This is a genomic window from Agromyces protaetiae, from assembly GCF_030866785.1.
In the GTDB taxonomy this organism is placed as follows: Bacteria; Actinomycetota; Actinomycetes; order Actinomycetales; family Microbacteriaceae; genus Agromyces; species Agromyces silvae.
Window position 1 is genome coordinate 19,209 of the sequence record NZ_CP133018.1, and the last position, 18,689, is coordinate 37,897.

Consider the following 18,689-nt stretch of genomic DNA (forward strand, 5'->3'; position numbering starts at 1 on the left):
TCATCCCGGTCCGATCCGATCGACGGGTGACGGATCGTGGCGTTCGGGAGGCGGTCAGGCGAACTCGCCGCGCGCCATGCGCCCCACGAGTGCCGTCATCACCCGCAGACCGTCGATGAGGTCCTCGTCGCTGGTGAACTCCTCGACGCTGTGCGAGATGCCAGCGACGCTCGGTACGAAGAGCATGATGGTCGGCACGTCGTCCTTCATGTTCGTCGAGTCGTGGCCGGCGATCGTCATGACGCGGCCGTGGGGGAGCCCGAGCGCGGCGGCCACCTCGGCGGCGAAGGCGACGCCGTCCTCGGCGTAGGGGTTCTGCCCCCAGGCGTGCTCGGCGATGACCTCGATCTCGACGCGATCCGAGCGCTCGGTGCGCTCGATGACCTCGCGCAGACGGGCAGACGCCGCCTCGAGGACGTCGGCGTCGGGGGAACGCAGGTCCATCAACAGGCGCGCTTCGCTCGCGACCACCACCGGCGAGTTCGGATACACGTGCAGCTCGCCGACCGCCGTGTGCAGGATGCCGGGCTCGAACTCGTCGACGAGCTCACGGGCCGCGACGACCAGCCGCGAGGCCGCCAAGAGGGCGTCGCGCCGATCTTCCATCAGGGTCGAGCCGCTGTGCGCCTGGGCTCCACGGACCCGGAACTCGTACTTGTGCGCACCCCACGTCGCGTGGACCAGACCGATCTTGAGGCCGTCCTCCTCCATGCTGCGACCCTGCTGCACGTGGATCTCGAGGTACGACCCGATCGGCGCGGTCAGGGCGTCGCCGCGCTCGCCGATCGCGTCCAGTGCCCCTCGCACCGTGATGCCCGCGGTGTCGGTGGTCTCGAGCGCCGCCTCGATCGGGAGCTTGCCGGTGAAGACCCCGCTGCCCATCATCGACGGCTTGAACCGCGAACCTTCCTCGTTGAACCAGTTGACGATCGCGAGGTTCCTCCGAGCGTGCTCCGGTGCGCGGCGCAGCTCCTCGGCCGCCCGGATGCAGGCGTGCGCGGACGCGAGCACCCCGTAGGCACCGTCGAATCGACCGGCGGTCGGCTGCGAGTCCAGGTGCGAGCCGGTCAGGACGTAGGGTGCGCCTGGGACCAGCTCGAGCAGGCCGAACTGATTGCCGATCTCGTCTCGGACGACGGCGAAGCCGTGACGCTGGAGCAGATCGGCGAACCACCGGCGCTGTTCCGCGTCTGCGGCCGTGGCTGCCTGCCGGTCCACGCCGTCGGTGCCCTCGACGGCGCCGAATCGGCTGAGCTCCTGCCAATCGGAGAGGAATGCCTCGACGTCGACGCTCATGATGACTCCTTCAGGTGTTCGGTGCGCAGGTTCGCCGGCCGCCACGATTCGGCGGCGAAGTCGTTCGCGGTGATCCGGATGATGGTCGGACGGCCCGCACCGAACGCCTCGCGAACGGCGCTCGCCAGGTCGTCGGGCCGATTCGCTTCGATGTACCCGCAGTGAAACGCCCGGGCGAGCGCGTCGTAGTCGGGCGGGGTCAGCGCGACGGCGAACGGTTCGAGGTCGGCGTCGCGCATGTTGGTCTCGATCTCGGCATATCCGCCGTTGTCGAAGACGACGACCGGAAGGCCGATGCCGAGCTCGGACGCCGTCGCGAGCTCTTGGACGCTGAACATGAACGCGCCGTCCCCGAGCAGTGCGACGACGCGCGCCTCTGGGACCGCGAGCGTCGCCCCGATCGCCGCGGGCAGGCTGTAGCCCAGGGTGGCGTACCCATCGGTCGTCAGGAATCGTCGCGGCCCCTCCAGCACGGCGGTCTGCACGGTTCCGAGCCAGGAGATCTGCGAACTGTCACCCGTGAGGACGACCGGCCCGTCGCCCGCACCTCGCGCGCCCTCGATCACGGCGGCGTGCAGCACGGACCAGGTCGCCATCGCCGGTGCGGCGCCGGCGTCCGAGGCATCCCGAACCGTGGCCACCCAGCCAGGCGACACCGTGTCCCGAGGCAGGCGCGGATGAGCCGTCATGGCGCGGAGCGCATGCGCGACGTCGCCGAGCACGGGAAGCTCGGCGCGACGGTGCTTGTGCAATTGCGCGGCGTCGATGTCGATGCGCACGAGCGTGGCGGTGGGGGCGATGTTCGCGTGCTTCAGTTCGGTCCCGAGTGCGAGCACCAGGTCGGCTTCCGCGAGCACGGCGAACCCGAATGAGTCGCCGGCGCGAGCACCCAGGGAGAGCGGGTGCGTCTCGTCCACGACGCCCTTGCCCTGCAGTGTCGTGACCACCGGTACGCCCGTGAGCTCGGCGAACACGGTCAGTTCGGCGCCGGCGTCGACGGCGCCCCCGCCCGCGACGACCATCGGTCTGCGCGCGCGGGCGAGCGCATCGACGGCCGCGTCGACGGATGCCTCGGGCGCAACGGCCGGCGTGCCCTCCCAGCGCGTGGTCGGCGTGACCGGACTGCGCTCGCCGATGAGATCCGTCGGGATCTCGATGTGCACCGGTCGGGCTCGCCCGGTGCGCCAGGAGAGGAACGCCTGGTGGATCGCCTCGGCGAGCGCGGGCTTGGACTCGACCCGGATGCTCGCAGCCGCGAACCGGTCGATCCCGGCGCGCTGATCCTTGGCCTCGTGCAGAAAGCCCAGATCCCGACGCTCCTGGCCCTGCGGTGCGCCGGGCGAGATGACGAGCAGCGGCACGCTGTCGGCGTACGCGTTCGCGATCCCGGTGATGCAATTGGTCGCGCCCGGGCCGCTCGTCGCGATGACGACGCCGGGGCGGCCGGTCGCTCGCGCGTACCCGTCCGCCCCATACGTCGCGCCCTGCTCATGGCGGGTGAGCACGTGTCGCACCCCGTGTCGGCGCACGCCTCGGTACAGCTCGATGTTGTGGGTCCCCGGAATCCCGAATACCGTGTCCACGCCGTTCGCCACGAGGCAGGCGACGGCGAACTCACCGAGGCTCTCGGTCGGTTCAGGACCAGTCACGGATGAGTTCCGTCGTGGAGCAGTGGATGTTCCCGCCGTTGTGGATGATCTCGTCGTAGTCGATCACGACCACCTCGAAGCCCCGCTTGCGGAGCATCTCGATCGTGTTGGGGTAGATCGACGCCATGATGATGCGGCCCGGCCGCACCATGAGCGAGTTGCAGGAGTTCTGCTCGTCCGGGTGGGGGTGGATGATGTCGTAGCCGAGCTCCGCGAGCTGCGCGAGGTACTGGTACGGCAGGCGGTGCGGGTTGGCCATCACGGTGTGGTCGTCGAGCACCATGAACTGGCCGTCGGTGTGGATCGTGTAGCCGGGCAGCGGAACGGTGATGAGTGTGATGCCGAGCGGCTCCAGGATGCGCTCGAGCTGTCGCGCACCCTCCTCGTTGCAGCGGATCGACGTGCCGTAGACCGCCAGGTCCTTGCGCAGCATGTGGAACGAGCCGCCTTCGAGCATGCCGGTGCCGGTGATCGTGCCGAGGATCGGCATGCCGAGCGCCGCGATCGTCTGCGTCACGCTCGCTTCCTCGCCGCGCCGCATCCGCGGGGCGAGGCGGGCGATGACGGCACCACCCGGCACGGTCAGCAGCGGGTCGCGGGCGTACACGGACTTGGTGAACGTCCGGGGGAGTTCGGGGGCGATCACGACCTCGATCCCCTCCGCCTCGAGCGCGTCGACGAGCTGCTGGTGCTGGTCGCGGACCTTGTCCATGTCCGGCGGGGTCGCCCGCTTGTAGTACCAATTCCGGTCGGGGTCGACCAGCGCTTGCGCCTCCTCGCTCCAGGCATCCGCGCGGATGTCGGCCATGCCGGGGTTCGGTCGGCGCACGAGGACCATGCGCAGCGTGCTGGTCTCGTCGCCGCGGCCCCATCGCCGACCCCAGTTGCGCTCGAGTTCGACGGGGTCGGAGAACCCCGGCTCCGGCTCGGGCCCGAGGAGCTTATGGAAGTAGTTCTCGGCGGGGCCGTAGAAGTCGTCGGTGGTCATGGTTCTGCCTTTCGTTGGGCGCGCGTGCGGGCGCGCGATGGTGAACGCGCATGGACGCGCGGTGCACAGGAGTGGAGTGCGGGTGCGGAGGGAGCGACGCCCTCGCCCGGTCAGCGACGGTGCCGGCTCGGACGGTGCCGGCTCACCGCACGGTGAAGCCTCACCGCACGGTGCCGGCTCACAGCACGGTGAAGCCTCACAGCACGTGGTCGAGGAAGGCGTGCGTGCGCTCGGACGCGTGCTCCGAGAAGAACCGCTCGGGCGCGCAGTCCTCGACGATCCGCCCGTCCTCGAAGAGCATCACGCGGGAGGCGACGTTCCGCGCGAATCCCACCTCGTGGGTGACGACGATCATGGTCATCCCCTGCTCGGCGAGCGACTCCATGACGCGGAGGACCTCGCGCACGAGCTCGGGGTCCAGTGCCGACGTCGGTTCGTCGAACAGCATGATCTTCGGATTGAGCACCAGGGCCCGCGCGATCGCCACGCGTTGCTGCTGCCCGCCGGAGAGCTCGGTCGGGAACTTCTTCGCGAACCCGTCGAGCCCGACGCGATGCAGCATCTCCCGCGCGACGTCCGCGTTCTGCGCCTTCGTACCCCGGCGGTGCACCCCGAGCGACAGCGTGATGTTGCGCTCGACCGTCATGTGCGGGAACAAGTTGAAGTTCTGGAACACCATGCCCACGGCGGCACGGTCACCCGCGAGCTGTCGTTCCGACGCGGGGACGAGGCGTCCGCGTCGCTCGCGCTGGCCGACGAGCCGGCCCTCGAACCGGATCTCGCCGCGGTCGATCGGTTCCAGCAACGCGACGCTTCGCAGGAAGGTCGACTTGCCGGAGCCCGACGGCCCCAGGATCGCGGTGACCTGGCCCTTCATGGTCTCGAACGACACGTCGTTCACCGCGGGGTGATCGTGATAGATCTTCGTCACGCCCGTCGCCCGGAGCAGCGGAGTCTGATCAGACATGTGCGGCCTCCTTCACTTTGGCGCCCGACTTCACGCGTTTGCGGGCGATCTTGCTCGTCCAGGAGAACTTCCGCTCCAGCCACCCCTGCAGCAGCATGAACAGGGACACGAGCACGAGGTAGTAGACGGCAGCGGCCGAGTAGTACTCGGCGTAGCTGAACGTCCGGGAGACATCCTGCGCGGCGGTGTAGAGCAGCTCCTGCAGCGAGATCACGGATGCCAGGCTGGTCATCTTGACCATGTTGATGAACTGGTTTCCGGTGGGCGGGATCGCGACGCGGATGATCTGCGGGATCTGGACGTGCCAGATCGCACTCCACGGCTTGAGTCCGAGCGCCTTCGCCGCCTGTGCCTGGCCCGGCGAGATCGAGCTGCGAGCCGATCGGAGGATCTCGGCCATCAGCGCCGTCTCCAGCAGGGTGAGGCCGAAGAATGCGGCCAGGTACGGCGTGAACCAGGCTTCCTTCATGAACGGGACGACCTGCGGGAGGGCGTTCCAGATCAGGATCAGGATCAGCAGCGCCGGGATGGCCCGGAAGAGCCAGACGTATCCCGCGCTCGCCACGCGCAGCCAGGGCCGGGTGCTCTCCCGGCCGAGTGCCACGAAGAAGCCCAGCACGATGGCGACGGCTTGCACGAGCACGGCGAGCGTGATCGCGGTCAGCGCACCGCGGAGGTACGCGGCGGAGAACAGCGCTCCGAAGAAGATCTCGGGATCGAACGTCACGACCGCGACCTCAGGGGGTGACGAGGCGGGTCGGAAGCAGTCCGTACTGCTCGGCGAGCGTGGCGAACGTACCGTCCTCGGTCAGCTCGACGGCGATCCCGTGGATCGTCGCCGTCAGCGGGCTGTCCTTCTGCAGGAACATGCCGAACTCGGTCTCGGCGGCGAACAGGTCGGCGGCCAGCTCGTAGTCGTCGCCGAGCGTCTTGGCGGCCTGTGCCGCGGCGACGTCGGTCTCCATGGTCGCGTCGACGCGACCGTTGGTGAGCGCGGCCATGGTCTCGGGCAGCTCGGGGTAGCTGGAGATCTCGATCGCGGCCATGCCGCGCGACTCGAAGTCCGCGCTGAGCTCCTGGAGGATCTTCTCGTTGGCTGACGCCGCCTGCACCGCGACGCGCGCACCCGACAGGTCGTCGGCCTCCTCGAACGTCAGCTCGCCGTCGACGGGCACCACGAGCGCCGGCCCGGTCTGCAGGTAGCCGATCGCGTCGGCGGCGGCCTTGCGGTCGTCGTTGATGTAGAGCCCGGAGCGCAGCACGTCGCAGCGACCCGAGGTCAGTGCGGGGAGGAGCCCGTCGAACGCCATCTCGCTGAACGTCACGTCGAGGTCGAGCTCGCCGGCGATCGCGGTGATCGCGTCGACGTCGAACCCGGTGAGCGTGCCTCCGTCGTTCCAGTACATCGGCTCGTAGGCGTTCTTCGAGATACACACGGTGAGCGTGCCGGCGTTCACCAGGTCGAGGTCGCTGCCGGCGCCGTCGGCGGCGGGTTCGGTCGTTCCGCTGCACGCGGAGAGGGTGAGGGAGACCGCGGCTGCAGCGGCGAAGCCGACGGCGATCTTGGTGCTGAGGGTACGCATCGAATCGTCCTCCTGGTCCGGAATGAGTGTTGTCTCACCGTAGGCGGACGTTTGTTGCGAGGGAATATCGTTAATGCGTGAATGATATTGACCCGGTTCTCGGGGTGATCAGAGCGGGAATGGTCCGGCCCGACGCCGATGCCCTCGTCGATGCGGTGCTGCGGGCCGCGCGGACCGGGGAGCTTCGGGTGGGCGCCCGGTTGCCGACCATCGCGACGCTCGCCGACGAGCTGCATCTGTCGATGTCGACCGTCAGTCGTGCGTGGGCGAGCCTCGTGCAGATGGGCGTGATCGAGACGAGGCGCCGCGGCGGCAGCCGGGTCGCCCGGCCCGTCGAGGCGACCGCGTATCGTGCCCCCGAGGGTGAGATGGCGCGGTTCCGGTATCGGCTGGCGGCCGGGTATCCAGACCCGGACCTGCAGGTCGATCTCCGCGACGTCCTGCGTCGGGTCGCTGACGGTCCCGCCTTCCGCGGGTACCCGGGCAAGGACGAGATCCCGGCCGCGCTGCACGATGCGTTGCTCGCCAGGGTCGGCTACCAGCCGGAGTCGATCATGCTCGACACCGAGGTGATCGGTGCGCTCCCGAGGATTCTGCAGGCGGTGAGTCACCGCGGCGCGCCGGTCGGCGTGAGCGATCCCGAGTTCCCGCTGTTCACGGTCATCCTGCGGCAGTTGGGCATGACGGCCACGCCCATCCCGTTCGCCGACGGCGCGTACGACCTCGACGTGATGGAGAGCGTACTCGCGGCGGGGACACGCGTGCTGATGCTGCAGACGCGCGTGCACAACCCGACCGGGCTGATGGTCTCCGCGGAGAACGTCGCCGACATCGCGGGCCTGCTCCGGCGGTTCGGCGCCACGGCGATCGAGATCGACCATCACGGTCACCTCGTGCCCGAACGCCCGGTCCGTCTGGCGTCATTGGCACCCGAGAGGGTGATCCTGCTGTCCTCGTTCGCGAAGGAGATCCACCCGGATGTGCGCGTGAGCGCGATCACCGGTCCCCGATCGGTCCTCGACCGGGTCTCCGTCTGGCGCGCGGGCGGCGAGTGGGTGAGCGCGATCAACCGCGCGGTGCTCGAGGCGTGCCTCACCGACGACGTCGTGTCGAGCACCCTGGTCCCGGCGGCGCGTGCGGAGTACGCCGCGCGCCGGGAGACGTTCCGTGCCGCGTTCGAGGCGGTCGGTCTCACGATCGAGTCGAACGCCGGCCTGAGTCTGTGGGTGCCCGTCGCGTCCGAGCAGGAGGCGATGGTGCAACTCGCGGCGGACAGCATCTCGGTGGCGCGCGGCTCGGCGTTCGGACTCGGCACGAAGGCCGCGCCGCACGTGCACCTGTCGCTTGGACTGGTGGGGTCCGAGAGTGGGTTCCTGAGCGAGCGGCTGCGCCGCGCCGCGCTTCTCGTGCCGAGAGATTCGGCGTTCTACTGACCCGGCTGACAAGTGCTGCCCCGCGAACGCACGCGACCGTGTGGTCCACGCGGAGGTGTGCGGCCGTCGTGCTACCCGGCGGCGTCGACGAGCGCTCGCTTGACCAGGCGGTCCATGCGTGCGGGTGACAGCGCCGCCTCCAGGATGAGCTGGGTCGCCCCCCGGATCGCGGCTTTGTCGGGCTCATGGGCGGCGCGCACGTCGAGATGGTCGGCCGCGATCGGCAGACAGCGCTTGAAGAGCTCGGCGCGGATCGCGGCGACCAGCGGCGTGGATGCCGACATCGTGCCGCCGAGCACGACGTCGCCCGGGTTGAAGAAGTTGACGCATGAGGCGAGCACCGCGCCGATGCGCTCGCCGGCCTCCCGCAGCGCCTCGATGACGACGGGGTCGCCGGTTCGGCCGAGCGCGACGACGTCGCCCGCCGTGTGCACGTCATAGCCTGCGGCGGCGAGTCGTGCGACGAGCGCGCCACCGCTCGCGACGGACTCCAGGCAATTCGCCATGCCGCATGTGCAGGCGATGTAGGAGGTGCCGTCGACCGGGGTATGACTGATCTCACCCGCCGCGCCGCCGTGGCCGCGGTGCAGACGGCCCTCGGTGACGACGCCGCAGCCGATCCGGCTACCGAGCTTGACGGCGAGGACATGCTGGGCGGTGGGATCGTCGGCGCCGGCGATCTCGGCCAGCGCGTTCAGATTGGCGTCGTTGTCGACGACGACCGGAAGATCCGTGTGCGCCGTGAACAGCGCCGGTAGGTCGACTCGGTCCCAACTCGGTCGGAACGAGGGGTGCACGATGCGACCGGACGGGACCTCGACGGGTGCGGGGGCGCCGACGCCGAGGCCGAAGAGCGGGCCGGCACCGCTTTCGGCGTGGAGGCGGGCGACCCGTTCCCAGAGCTGGGCGACGGTGGTCGTGGGGTCGGGATCTTCACTCACGGCCGTCTCCTCGGCGAGCATCCGACCGTCCAGGTCGGCGATGGCCACGGTCGCGTGATGCGCACCGAGGTCGACGGCCGCCACGCTGCCGGCCGAACCCACGAGTGAGAGCCGTTTCGCGGGCCGCCCGCCGCGTGAGTGCTCGCTGCCCTCCTCGACGATGAAACCGAGACGCACGAGTGTGTCGACGCGCAGCGAGACAGTCGAGGGCGCGAGACCGGTGTACTTGGCGAGCTGCGATCGTGAGCGAGCCTCGCCGGTGCGCACCAGCCGAAGGACATCGCCGTACGAACCGGGCTTCGCGGTCTCCGCGCGTGCGGGCATCGTCATGCGTCCAACATACCTGAAATCGAACAAAGTATCTCTAGAATCGAATTACTTGTTACATATATCGCTGCTATCGTTCGAGGAATCCCACGACATGAACGTCTGGAGCGACGATGGCGAGCACGACCGGCATGAGCGATGGCGCAGTCCGTACTGCGCCGGCCCACGAGGCATCCGCCGTACGTGAGCTGCTGACCCGCCATCTCGGCGCACGCGCCGACGAAGTCGTCCTCGAGCCCTTGCCTCGGCTGGACGGTGTCGACCGCTACGAACACGAGATCGCCGGCGGCCGCCTCATCCTCCGCGGCACCGACGCCATCACGCTCGCCGTGGCGGCGCGCGATGCCGCGGCCGAGCTCGGCTCGGGCTCCAGCTGGGACTCACCGCGTTGGCTCGACCTGCCCGCTCGACTCGACGACCGTCCGCCGATCGCGCGAGCGACCCGACTGCGCACGCGCTACTACCTCAACTTCGTCACGTACGGCTATACGGCGGCCTACTGGGACTGGGACCGTTGGGAACGCGAGATCGACTGGATGGCACTGCACGGCATCACCATGCCGCTCATGGCGATCGCCCACGAAGCGGTGCTGACGGAGACGCTCCGAGAGCTCGGTCTGTCCGATGCCCGTATCGCCGAATGGATCGGCGGCGCCGCGCATTTCCCCTGGACGTGGATGGGTGGCACGAACGAGTGGGGCGGCCCGCTGCCGGCCGACTGGACCACCCGGCACCTGCAGCTGGCCCGCCGCGTCCTCGAGCGTCAACGCGCCCTCGGCATGACTCCGGTGCTCCCGGGCTTCGCGGGTCATGTGCCGCCCGAGCTCGCCGCCGACGCCGCGCGAACCATCGAATGGCAGGGCTGGACGACGCCGGTGCTCGATGCGCGCGAGCCGGAGTTCGCGCGGATCGCCGAGGTCTTCTACCGTCACCAGCACGAGCTGCTCGGGACCGACCACCACTACGCGGTCGATCCCTACATCGAGTCGGTTCCTCCGAGCGGTGAGGTCGCGGACCTCGCCGAGACGTCGGCGGGCATCTTCGGTGCGATGCGGGTCGCCGACCCGAATGCCGTCTGGGTCCTGCAGGGGTGGCCGTTCCACTACCACTCGGGCTTCTGGACCGAGGAGCGCGTGCGCGCCTTCCTCGACCCCGTGCCGAACGACGCGATGCTGCTGCTCGACCTTTGGGCCGAGCACGCGCCGATGTGGCGGCGCTCCGAGGCGCTCTGGGGCCGACGGTGGCTCTGGTGCGCAGTGCACAACTTCGGCGGGCGGCCGGCGCTCTTCGGTGACGTCGCCGGACTTCGGCGCGACCTGACCGAGGTGCAGTCCGACGCGGCACGAGGTGAACTCGTCGGGTTCGGACTGACGATGGAGGCGATCGAGAACAACGCGGTGTTCTACGAACTCGCGACCGATCTCGTGTGGCAGCCGACGCCCGGCGCTGACGACTGGCTCGCGCGCTTCGTGCGCGCGAGGTACGGTGTGGATGCCCCGGCGGCGCTCGAGGCGTGGCAGATCCTCACCGCCACGCTCTACGCGCCTGGTCGTACGAGGTCGATCCCCTCCCCGGTCATCGCGCGTCCGTGGTCGGCGTCCGCCCCGTTCGCGGGCCAGCGACTCGCGGGGGAGTTCATCGACACCGCCGCACCGGAACGACAGTCCGCGAACATCGATGCCGAGAACGACCCCGCGGTGCTCGGCGACCTCGCGACGATCGCCGACGCGGTGGAGCTGCTCGCCACGGTGGCCGGCCTCGACGGCGTGGACCGCCGGCCGCTGGAACGCGACCTCGTCGAGCTCGCCGGCCATGTCGTCGCCCAGCACACGCGGCTCGCGATCCGCGGAATCCTCGCGGGTGCGTCGTCGTCGGATGCCTCGGCCATCGAGCGTTCGGCCGAAGCGCTCGACGCGGCGCTGCTCGAGCTCGACGCGCTCGCGGCGACGCACGAGGAATCGCTCGTCGGTCGCTGGCTCGCCGACGCGCGCGCCTGGGGGAGTACCGCGGAGGAGGCGGCGGCACTCGAACTCGACGCCCGCCGGCTCATCAGCGTGTGGGGGCGCCAGACCAGCGGCTTGCACGACTACTCGGGCCGGCACTGGTCCGGACTCATCCGCGACCTGTACCGGCCGCGTTGGCGCGCCTGGTCCAGCTGGCTGGCGGCCGCAGCGCGCGATGCGGCGCCGCCCGACGTCGACGTGCTGCGCGCGGCGATCGTCCGCATCGAGGAGACCTGGGCGACCGGCCGCGAGCCGTACCCGTCGACGACCTCCGGCGATCCGGTGGCGGCGGCGGTCGCCGCCATCCTGGCACGCCGCGCAGATCTGGAGCGCCTGCGTTCCACGCCGCCCGGGGATCCGGGAGTCCAAGAGCACCACACCGAGATCAGATCGTAAGGAGCACAGCGCACCATGAGCACACGCAGATCCAGGCTCGCCGTCATCGCCGTCGGCGCGTCGGCAGTCCTCGCCCTGACCGCTTGCAGCCCCGATGCCTCCGAGCCGGACACCGGCGAGCAGAGCGACATCGTCTTCTGGACGCCGCAGGTGACCCCGGAGCGGATCGCCGCGCAGGAGGAGATCGCCGCGGCGTTCGAAGCCGAGACCGGCATCGGTGTCGAGGTCGTGCCACTCGGCGGCGCCGACCAGAACCAGGCGCTCGTCACGGGCGCGGCGTCCGGCGACGTGCCCGACGTCATCTTGCACGCGCCCGATCAGACCGCGGCGTGGAACGAGCAGGGGCTGCTCGACACCGAGGTCGCCCAGCGCATCGTCGACGAGCTCGACCCGAGCACGTTCAACGAGCGCGCGCTCGATCTCGTCACGCTCGACGGTGAGGTGGGCGCGGTCCCGAGCGACGGATGGGTGCACCTGATCGCGTACCGCGCCGACCTGTTCGAGGCGGCCGGCGTCGAGGTGCCGGGCAGTCTCGAGGAGCTCGCCGAGGCGGCGACCACGCTCGCGGGTTCCGGGGTCACGGGCATCGCGCTCGGAACCCAGCCCGGAACGCCCTCTTCGACGGAGGCGGTCGAGTCCACCTTCCTGACGACGGGCTGCCAGCTGGTCGAGGACGGCACCGTGACCATCGACTCCGACGAGTGCACGAACGCGGCCGAGTCGTTCAACGTGCTGGCGCAGTCGAGCCTCGCGGGGGAGTTCGACGTGCCGAGCGCGCGCGCCGCCTACCTCGCGGGCAACGCCGCGATGCTGCTCTTCTCGACCCACATCCTCGACGAGGTCGCCGGGCTCGACCCCGACAACCCGGTCACGTGCGCCGAGTGCGCGGCGGACCCGACCTTCCTCGCCGCGAACACGCAGTTCATCACGATCCTCGATGAGAGCAACCCGGCGCAGTACGGTTCCACGCTGAACTACGGCGTTCCCGTGGGCGCGCACGCGGAGGAGGCGCAGATGTTCATCGAGTACCTGCTGAACGACGGCTACATCGACACGCTCGCCATGGCCACCGAGGGCCGGCTGCCGCTGCGGCTCGGCACCCCCGACGAGCCCACGACGTTCATCGACGAGTGGGGCACCCTGCCCTTCGGTGTCGACCGCGCGTCCGGCCAGTCGATCGCCGACGTGTACGGCGCGGACATCGTCGAAGCGTTGAGTGGCGGCATGGACGCGATCAGCCGCTGGGCGTTCGGCACGCCCGACGCACCGTTGGAAGGCGCGGTGTTCTCACAGAACGTGCTGAGTCAGAACCTCGACCAGCTCTACGCGGGTACGCCGGCGGCCGACGTGACCGCCACGATGGCCGAGCAGGTGAGCGCACTGCAGGCGGAGCTCGGGCTGCAGTGACCTCCGTCTCTCCACGGACCTCCCTCTGGTCGCGGCTCAGCCGCGGCCAGAGGGAGAACCTGAACGGCTACCTCCTCTCCGGGCCGTCGCTGCTCGTCGTCATGCTCGTCGTCATCGTGCCGTTCCTCGCGGTGATCGTGTTCGCGTTCGCCGACATCCGCCTCATCGACATCCCGACCCTCTCGCTCTGGGACATCGAGTGGACGCTGGACAACTTCACGGCTGCGATGAGCTCGGGCGCGTTCTGGGGTGCGCTGTGGACCACCATCGTCTACGCGACCTTCACGACCCTCGGCGCCATCGTGGTCGGCCTCTCGGTCGCGCTCGCGATGCGCCGGCCGTTCCGCGGGCGCGGCCTTGTTCGTGCGCTGCTCCTGGTGCCCTACGTCCTCCCGGTGATCGCCGCGGCGACGATCTGGCGCACGATGCTGAATCCGCAGTACGGCGTCGTGAACGCGTTCGGCATGGAGTTCCTCGGCTGGGAGCGGCCGATCAGCTTCCTGTCGACGACCACGGGCGAGATCGCCGGCATCCCCGTTCCGGTCGCATTGACCACCGTGATCGTGTTCGAGATCTGGAAGACCGCGCCACTGGCCTTCCTCTTCATCACGGCCCGGCTGCAGAGCATCCCCAGCGACATCGAAGAGGCCGCGGCGCTCGACGGCGCGAACTCGCGCCAGATCCTGACGAAGATGATCATGCCGCAGCTGCGCAACGTGATTCTCTTGCTGCTCCTGCTGCGCTTCATCTGGTCGTTCCAGAGCTTCAACGACATCTACCTGCTGACCGGCGGTGCCGGCGGTACGCAGGTCATGGCGGTGAAGGTGTACACCGAGCTCATCACGCGCGCCAACATCGGCAGCGCGGCCGCGTACGGACTGCTCATGTCCGTGATCCTCGCCGCCCTGCTCGTCGTCTACGTCCTCGTCTCCCGGCGGAAGGAGCGGATGTGAGTACCCGCCGTAGGAACAGCCTGAGCAGCTCCCCGGTCGATCGCGTCCTGCGATGGAGCGTCATCGTGATCGCCCTTGTGCTCAGCGTCGGCCCGGTGCTGTACGGCATCATCCTCTCGGTGCGGCCGTTCAGCGCCGTCACCAACGAGCCGCTGGACCTGCTGCCCGCGCCGTCAGAGCTCGATTTCTCCGCGTACTGGGACGCGCTGCTGCCGGCGAGCGAGGGCGGTTTCGGGCTCGGCCAGTTCGTGCTGAACTCGGCCCTGCTCGCGATCGGCACGGTCGTGCTCTCGCTGCTCGCGAGCGTCTTCGGCGCCTATGCGGCCGCCCGCCTACGCTATCGGGGACGTTCGACCACGAACGCCATCATCCTCGCCGTGTACCTCTTCCCGGGGATCGTGCTCGCGGTGCCGCTCTTCGTGATGCTGAGCCGTGTCGGCCTCACCGGCAACCTCATCGGCCTGCTCATCGTCTACGTGGCGCTCACCGTGCCGGTCGCCCTCTACATGGTGCGCAACTACTTCCTCGCCCTGCCCGAGAGCGTCGAGGAGGCGGCCCTCATCGACGGCTGCTCGCTGCCGCGGATGCTCTGGACGGTGGTGCTGCCGATCGCGATGCCCGGCGTGGTCGCGACCGCGATCTATGTGTTCATGATCGCGTGGAACGAGTACCTCTTCGCGCTGCTCTTCCTCGTGCAGAGCCGGTCACTCTGGACCGCACCGCTCGGCATCTCTCAGCTGACGGACTTCAACGTGCCCGTCACGGTGCTGCTTGCGGGCTCGATCGCGGTGACCATCCCCGTCATCCTCGCGTTCTTCTTCTCGCAGCGCTTCCTGGTCGCGGGCCTCACGTCGGGAGCCGAGAAGTGAGCGAGCCGAAGCGATTCGTCGTGCTGGGGGCCGGCGGTCGCGGCCGGGAGGCCTACGGCAGCTGGATCCTACGTCACCCCGAGCGCGCGAAGGTGGTCGCCGTCGCCGACCGCGAACCCTCGAGGCGCGAGGGCTTCGCCGAGGAGGCCGGCGGTGCGGCGCGCTACGAGGACTGGCGCGAGCTGCTCGCCGACCTGCCCACGCTCGGTGCCGACGCGGCCATCGTCGCGCTGCCCGACGCCGAACACGTCGACCCCGCCATCGCGCTCATGGCCCACGGACTCCCCATCCTCCTGGAGAAGCCCGCCGCGAGCACGTCGGATGAGCTCGAACGTCTCGCCGACGCGGCACGGTCCGCCGACGCGCGGATCGTCGTCGGCCACGTGTTGCGCTTCACCCCGTTCTGGCGCGCCGTGCGCGGGATCCTCGACTCGGGTGCGATGGGCGACCTGATGACCATCGACCTCCGCGAGAACATCGGGTTCTGGCACTTCGCGCACTCGTACGTGCGGGGCAACTGGAAACGCGCCGCCGACGCGAGCCCGATGGTGCTCGCGAAGACCTGCCACGATCTCGACCTCATCCGCTGGTTCGCAGGGGAGTCCCCGACGACCCTCTCGAGCGTGGGAGAGCTCTCGCACTTCCGCCCGGAGCACGCGCCGGAGGGCGCGCCCGAATTCTGCGTGGACGGCTGCCCGGTCGCCGCGTCGTGTCCGTTCTTCGCACCTCGGTACTACGTCGATGCGCTCGAGCACGTGCACGGGGTACCGGTGACGTTGCTCACCTCGGACACGTCGCGAGCGGGGCGTCTGCGCGCACTCGCCCACAGCGACTACGGCAGGTGCGTCTACCGGTCGGACAACGACGTCGCCGACCACCAGCAGACGGTCATGCGATTCAGTTCGGGCCTCACCGCCACCCTGACGGCGTCGGCGTTCACGGGCGAGAACACGCGCCACATCTCCATGACCGGCACCCGCGGGCAGCTCATCGGGCACATGGACGACGGCCGCATCGAGCTCGACCTGTTCTCGCCCGCAGCGCAGTTGCCGGAGCTCGCCGGCGTCTCCGTCGTCGAAGCACGCACCCGGCCACCGATGGGTCACCGCTCGTATGTGCTCTCGGCTCGTCCGGAGCGCGCCTCGGCGGGCGACCACCGCGGCCACGCCGGCGGTGACGACGGACTGATGGCGGCGTTCGTCGCCGGGGTCGAGTCGGGTGCCTGGAGCGAGGAGCTCTCCCTCGAGACCGCGCTGGACAGCCACCGCATGGCTTTCGCAGCCGAACGGGCGCGGCTCGCCGCCCGCTGACCGTACCCTCGCGTCGCCGTGCGACGCCTCCAGGGAGGAATCCGATGCAGTCCCGAATCCCGCCGACCGAGGCGCGCAACCCGCGCACGACCGACCTCGACCGGTGGCCGTCCGAGCACGTGATCCGCGCGATCCTCGCCGAGGACGCCCGCGGCGTCGCCGCCGCGGAGGCCGCCGCCGATGCGCTCGCCGCCGCCGTCGAGGCGGCGCTGCTGCGACTGACGCGCGGCGGTCGCGTGCATGCATTCGGGGCGGGGGCATCCGGTCGACTCGCGGTCCTCGACGCGACCGAAGCCACCCCGACGTTCGGCGCCCCCGCCGGCCTGTTCAGTGCGCATTTCCCAGGTGGAGCGGCGGCGTTCGCCGACTCGTCGATCGATCTGGAGGACGCCGAGCAGCTGGGCCGGGAGACCGCGGCCCGCGCCCTCGCACCCGCGGACATCGCCATCGGCATCACCGCGTCCGGGTCCACGGCGTACGTCGCGGGCGCACTCGCGGCCGCCCGTGCGGCGGGGGCGCTCACGATCCTCATCTGCTGCGACCCCGGCACACCGCTCGCCCTGCTCGTCGATCACGTCGTGGTCGCCGACACGGGAGCCGAGGCGATCACCGGCTCCACGCGGTTGAAGGCCGGTACCGCGACGAAGGTGCTGCTCAACGCGTTCTCGACCACCCTCATGGTCCGCGCTGGCCGCACCTACTCCAACCTGATGGTCGATCTCGTGGCGACGAACGTCAAACTCCGCGAACGTGCGATCGGCATCGTCGCGGCTGCCGCCGAGGTCGACCGCGCCGAGGCCGAGGCGTTGCTCGAGCGCGCCGACGGAGCCGTCCCGCTCGCGATCGTGCATGCCCGCAGCGGGCGCAACCTCGACGTGTGCCGGCGGGCGATCTCCGGCGGCGGCGGGGTGCGCGCCGCCCTGGCCCGGCTGGGAGCCGGGGCATGAACGGGGAGACGCACGTCGGGGTGGACGTCGGCGGCGGTGGCATCCGGATCAGGGCAGACGTCGGCGGCCGGCCGTTCGACGAGCGGGATCGCGCACCCGTTCCGCGCGCACGCGGGCGCATCGACGAGATCAGGCTGGCCACTCGGATCGGGGAACTGCTCGCCGCGGTCTCGCCGCCGGGGGAGCCGATGCGCGCGACCCGCCTCGCCGTGGGCCTCACGGGCATGCCCGAACTGCTCGACGCCGCCGCGTTCGCCTCGGCGCTCGCGGCCAGGTGCGACACCACATCGATCATCGTCGCCAACGACGGGCTCACCACGCATCTCGGGGCGCTGGGGGGTGAGGCCGGCACCGTCATCGCAGCAGGCACGGGCGTGGTCGCATCGGCGACCGACCTCGCGAGCATCTGGCGTCGCGGGGATGGCTGGGGCCATCTCATCGGCGACGAAGGAGGGGGTGCGTGGATCGGAGCGGCCGGATTACGTGCGGCGCTGCGCGCCGCCGACGGGCGGGAGGGTTCGTCGCCGACGCTGCTCGCAGAGGCCAGGCGTCGCTTCGGCAGCACCGACGACCTCATCGCACGCGTGTACGGCGGTGAGGCGCCCGCACACGAGCTGGCCGGATTCGCGCCCGTCGTCGCCGAGGCCGCGAGGAGCGGCGATCAGGTCGCCGCGGGAATCTGGGACCGCGCGGGCACCCTGCTCGCCGAGACCGCGTTCGCCGTCTCGAGCGGGCTTCCCCCGCGGTACTCGTGGGGCGGCAAGCTCTTCGACGCCGGTGAGCTCCTACTCGACCCCTTCCGGAAAGAGCTGCATCGTCGCGCCCCAGGGGCGCGTGTGGATCCGCCCGTCGGGCAGTCGGCGGACGGGGCGCTGCTGCTCGCCCGGCGCGGCCTCGGTGAGGCCGCGATCGCGCTCGCCGGGTTCGCCGAGGAGTTCCGGCTCAAGCCGCATCTCGCGCCGAGACCGTGACAGCGCACCCCATGCACCCGTATGGTGTGCACCATCGAAAGGTGGTGCGCCATGTCGATCTTCACGCGAGGGTTCTCGGGCCGAGGCCGCGACCGGGATGACCGGCTGCCACCGGGCCAGACGCTGGTCGGCGACTGGCCGGTGCTGTCGGCCGGGCCGACGCCCGACGTCTCGACCGACGAGTGGCGTTTCACGGTGCGCACCGAGACCGGGAACCACGAGTGGTCGTGGGATGAGATGCAGGCGCTCGGTGTCGAGGATGTGACCGTCGACATCCACTGCGTCACGCACTGGTCGAAGCTCGCGATGGGGTGGCGCGGCGTACCGCTCGACACGATCTTCGAGCACGTCGAGACGTCGTACGACTTCGTCATGGCGCACAGTTACGGCGGCTACACCACGAACGTGCCGCTCGACGAACTGCTGGACGGGCAGGCGTGGATCGCGTTCGAGGCCGACGGCGAGCCGCTCGACCCCGAGCACGGCGGGCCGGCTCGCCTGCTCGTGCCCCATCTCTACTTCTGGAAGAGCGCCAAGTGGGTGCGCGGCCTCACCATGATGCCGGCGGATGAGCCGGGGTTCTGGGAGCAGAACGGGTACCACCTGCACGGCGATCCGTGGCGAGAGGAGCGCTACTGGTGACGCTGGT

General features: G+C 70.0%; 16 protein-coding genes. 9 read left to right on the top strand and 7 right to left on the bottom strand.

Annotated elements, in window-relative coordinates:
* Positions 1 to 54 precede the first annotated feature (54 nt).
* From QU602_RS00105 to QU602_RS00130, 6 genes are all read right to left on the bottom strand, one after another.
* Positions 55 to 1,296 carry a M20 family metallo-hydrolase gene (locus tag QU602_RS00105; protein WP_308798076.1) on the bottom strand — a complete coding sequence of 414 codons (1,242 nt, stop codon included), beginning with the start codon at positions 1,294 to 1,296 and terminating at the stop codon, positions 55 to 57.
* On the bottom strand, positions 1,293 to 2,945 hold the full coding sequence (locus QU602_RS00110; protein WP_308798077.1) for a thiamine pyrophosphate-binding protein: 1,653 nt from the start codon (positions 2,943 to 2,945) through the stop codon (positions 1,293 to 1,295). The genes QU602_RS00105 and QU602_RS00110 overlap by 4 nt, the downstream gene beginning before the upstream one ends.
* Complete coding sequence (locus QU602_RS00115) at positions 2,932 to 3,933, bottom strand: dimethylarginine dimethylaminohydrolase family protein (RefSeq protein ID WP_308798078.1); 1,002 nt, start codon at positions 3,931 to 3,933, stop codon at positions 2,932 to 2,934. Before QU602_RS00115 ends, QU602_RS00110 begins: the two co-directional genes overlap by 14 nt.
* Positions 3,934 to 4,129: 196 nt before the next feature.
* Positions 4,130 to 4,900, bottom strand: a complete 771-nt coding sequence (locus tag QU602_RS00120; RefSeq protein ID WP_308798079.1) for an amino acid ABC transporter ATP-binding protein — start codon at positions 4,898 to 4,900, stop codon at positions 4,130 to 4,132.
* A complete protein-coding gene (locus QU602_RS00125) occupies positions 4,893 to 5,627 on the bottom strand; it encodes an amino acid ABC transporter permease (RefSeq protein WP_308798080.1) in 735 nt (244 codons plus the stop codon). Before QU602_RS00125 ends, QU602_RS00120 begins: the two co-directional genes overlap by 8 nt.
* Before the next feature lie 10 nt (positions 5,628 to 5,637).
* The gene (locus QU602_RS00130; protein ID WP_308798081.1) at positions 5,638 to 6,483 is read right to left on the bottom strand and encodes a transporter substrate-binding domain-containing protein; all 846 of its coding nucleotides are present in this window, start codon (positions 6,481 to 6,483) and stop codon (positions 5,638 to 5,640) included.
* A 77-nt stretch (positions 6,484 to 6,560) separates the two neighbouring features.
* Here QU602_RS00130 and QU602_RS00135 point away from each other — a divergent pair, with 77 nt between their 5' ends.
* Positions 6,561 to 7,916, top strand: coding sequence for an aminotransferase class I/II-fold pyridoxal phosphate-dependent enzyme (locus QU602_RS00135; protein WP_308798082.1), 1,356 nt, complete (start codon positions 6,561 to 6,563; stop codon positions 7,914 to 7,916).
* Between the two features lie 71 nt (positions 7,917 to 7,987).
* On the opposite strand, the gene QU602_RS00140 is transcribed toward QU602_RS00135, so the two are convergent.
* Positions 7,988 to 9,187 carry an ROK family transcriptional regulator gene (locus tag QU602_RS00140; protein ID WP_308798083.1) on the bottom strand — a complete coding sequence of 400 codons (1,200 nt, stop codon included), beginning with the start codon at positions 9,185 to 9,187 and terminating at the stop codon, positions 7,988 to 7,990.
* 110 nt (positions 9,188 to 9,297) lie between these two features.
* On the opposite strand from QU602_RS00140, the gene QU602_RS00145 reads away from it, so the two are divergent.
* From QU602_RS00145 to QU602_RS00180, 8 genes are read left to right on the top strand one after another with little or no spacing between them, the layout of a single operon-like run.
* The gene (locus QU602_RS00145; RefSeq protein ID WP_308798084.1) at positions 9,298 to 11,583 is read left to right on the top strand and encodes an alpha-N-acetylglucosaminidase; all 2,286 of its coding nucleotides are present in this window, start codon (positions 9,298 to 9,300) and stop codon (positions 11,581 to 11,583) included.
* A gap of 15 nt (positions 11,584 to 11,598) precedes the next feature.
* Positions 11,599 to 12,990, top strand: coding sequence for an ABC transporter substrate-binding protein (locus QU602_RS00150; RefSeq protein WP_308798085.1), 1,392 nt, complete (start codon positions 11,599 to 11,601; stop codon positions 12,988 to 12,990).
* Positions 12,987 to 13,943 (top strand): carbohydrate ABC transporter permease, encoded by a 957-nt coding sequence (locus tag QU602_RS00155; RefSeq protein WP_308798086.1) that lies wholly within the window; start codon positions 12,987 to 12,989, stop codon positions 13,941 to 13,943. Before QU602_RS00150 ends, QU602_RS00155 begins: the two co-directional genes overlap by 4 nt.
* Positions 13,940 to 14,812: a carbohydrate ABC transporter permease gene (locus QU602_RS00160; RefSeq protein WP_308798087.1), complete on the top strand. Its 873-nt coding sequence runs from the start codon at positions 13,940 to 13,942 to the stop codon at positions 14,810 to 14,812. Before QU602_RS00155 ends, QU602_RS00160 begins: the two co-directional genes overlap by 4 nt.
* Positions 14,809 to 16,122 carry a Gfo/Idh/MocA family protein gene (locus QU602_RS00165; protein WP_308798088.1) on the top strand — a complete coding sequence of 438 codons (1,314 nt, stop codon included), beginning with the start codon at positions 14,809 to 14,811 and terminating at the stop codon, positions 16,120 to 16,122. Before QU602_RS00160 ends, QU602_RS00165 begins: the two co-directional genes overlap by 4 nt.
* 44 nt (positions 16,123 to 16,166) lie before the next feature.
* Positions 16,167 to 17,069 (top strand): N-acetylmuramic acid 6-phosphate etherase, encoded by a 903-nt coding sequence (locus QU602_RS00170; protein WP_308798089.1) that lies wholly within the window; start codon positions 16,167 to 16,169, stop codon positions 17,067 to 17,069.
* Complete coding sequence (locus QU602_RS00175) at positions 17,066 to 18,040, top strand: N-acetylglucosamine kinase (protein ID WP_308798091.1); 975 nt, start codon at positions 17,066 to 17,068, stop codon at positions 18,038 to 18,040. The genes QU602_RS00170 and QU602_RS00175 overlap by 4 nt, the downstream gene beginning before the upstream one ends.
* A 51-nt stretch (positions 18,041 to 18,091) precedes the next feature.
* Complete coding sequence (locus tag QU602_RS00180) at positions 18,092 to 18,682, top strand: molybdopterin-dependent oxidoreductase (RefSeq protein ID WP_308798092.1); 591 nt, start codon at positions 18,092 to 18,094, stop codon at positions 18,680 to 18,682.
* The last annotated feature ends 7 nt before the right edge of the window (positions 18,683 to 18,689 follow it).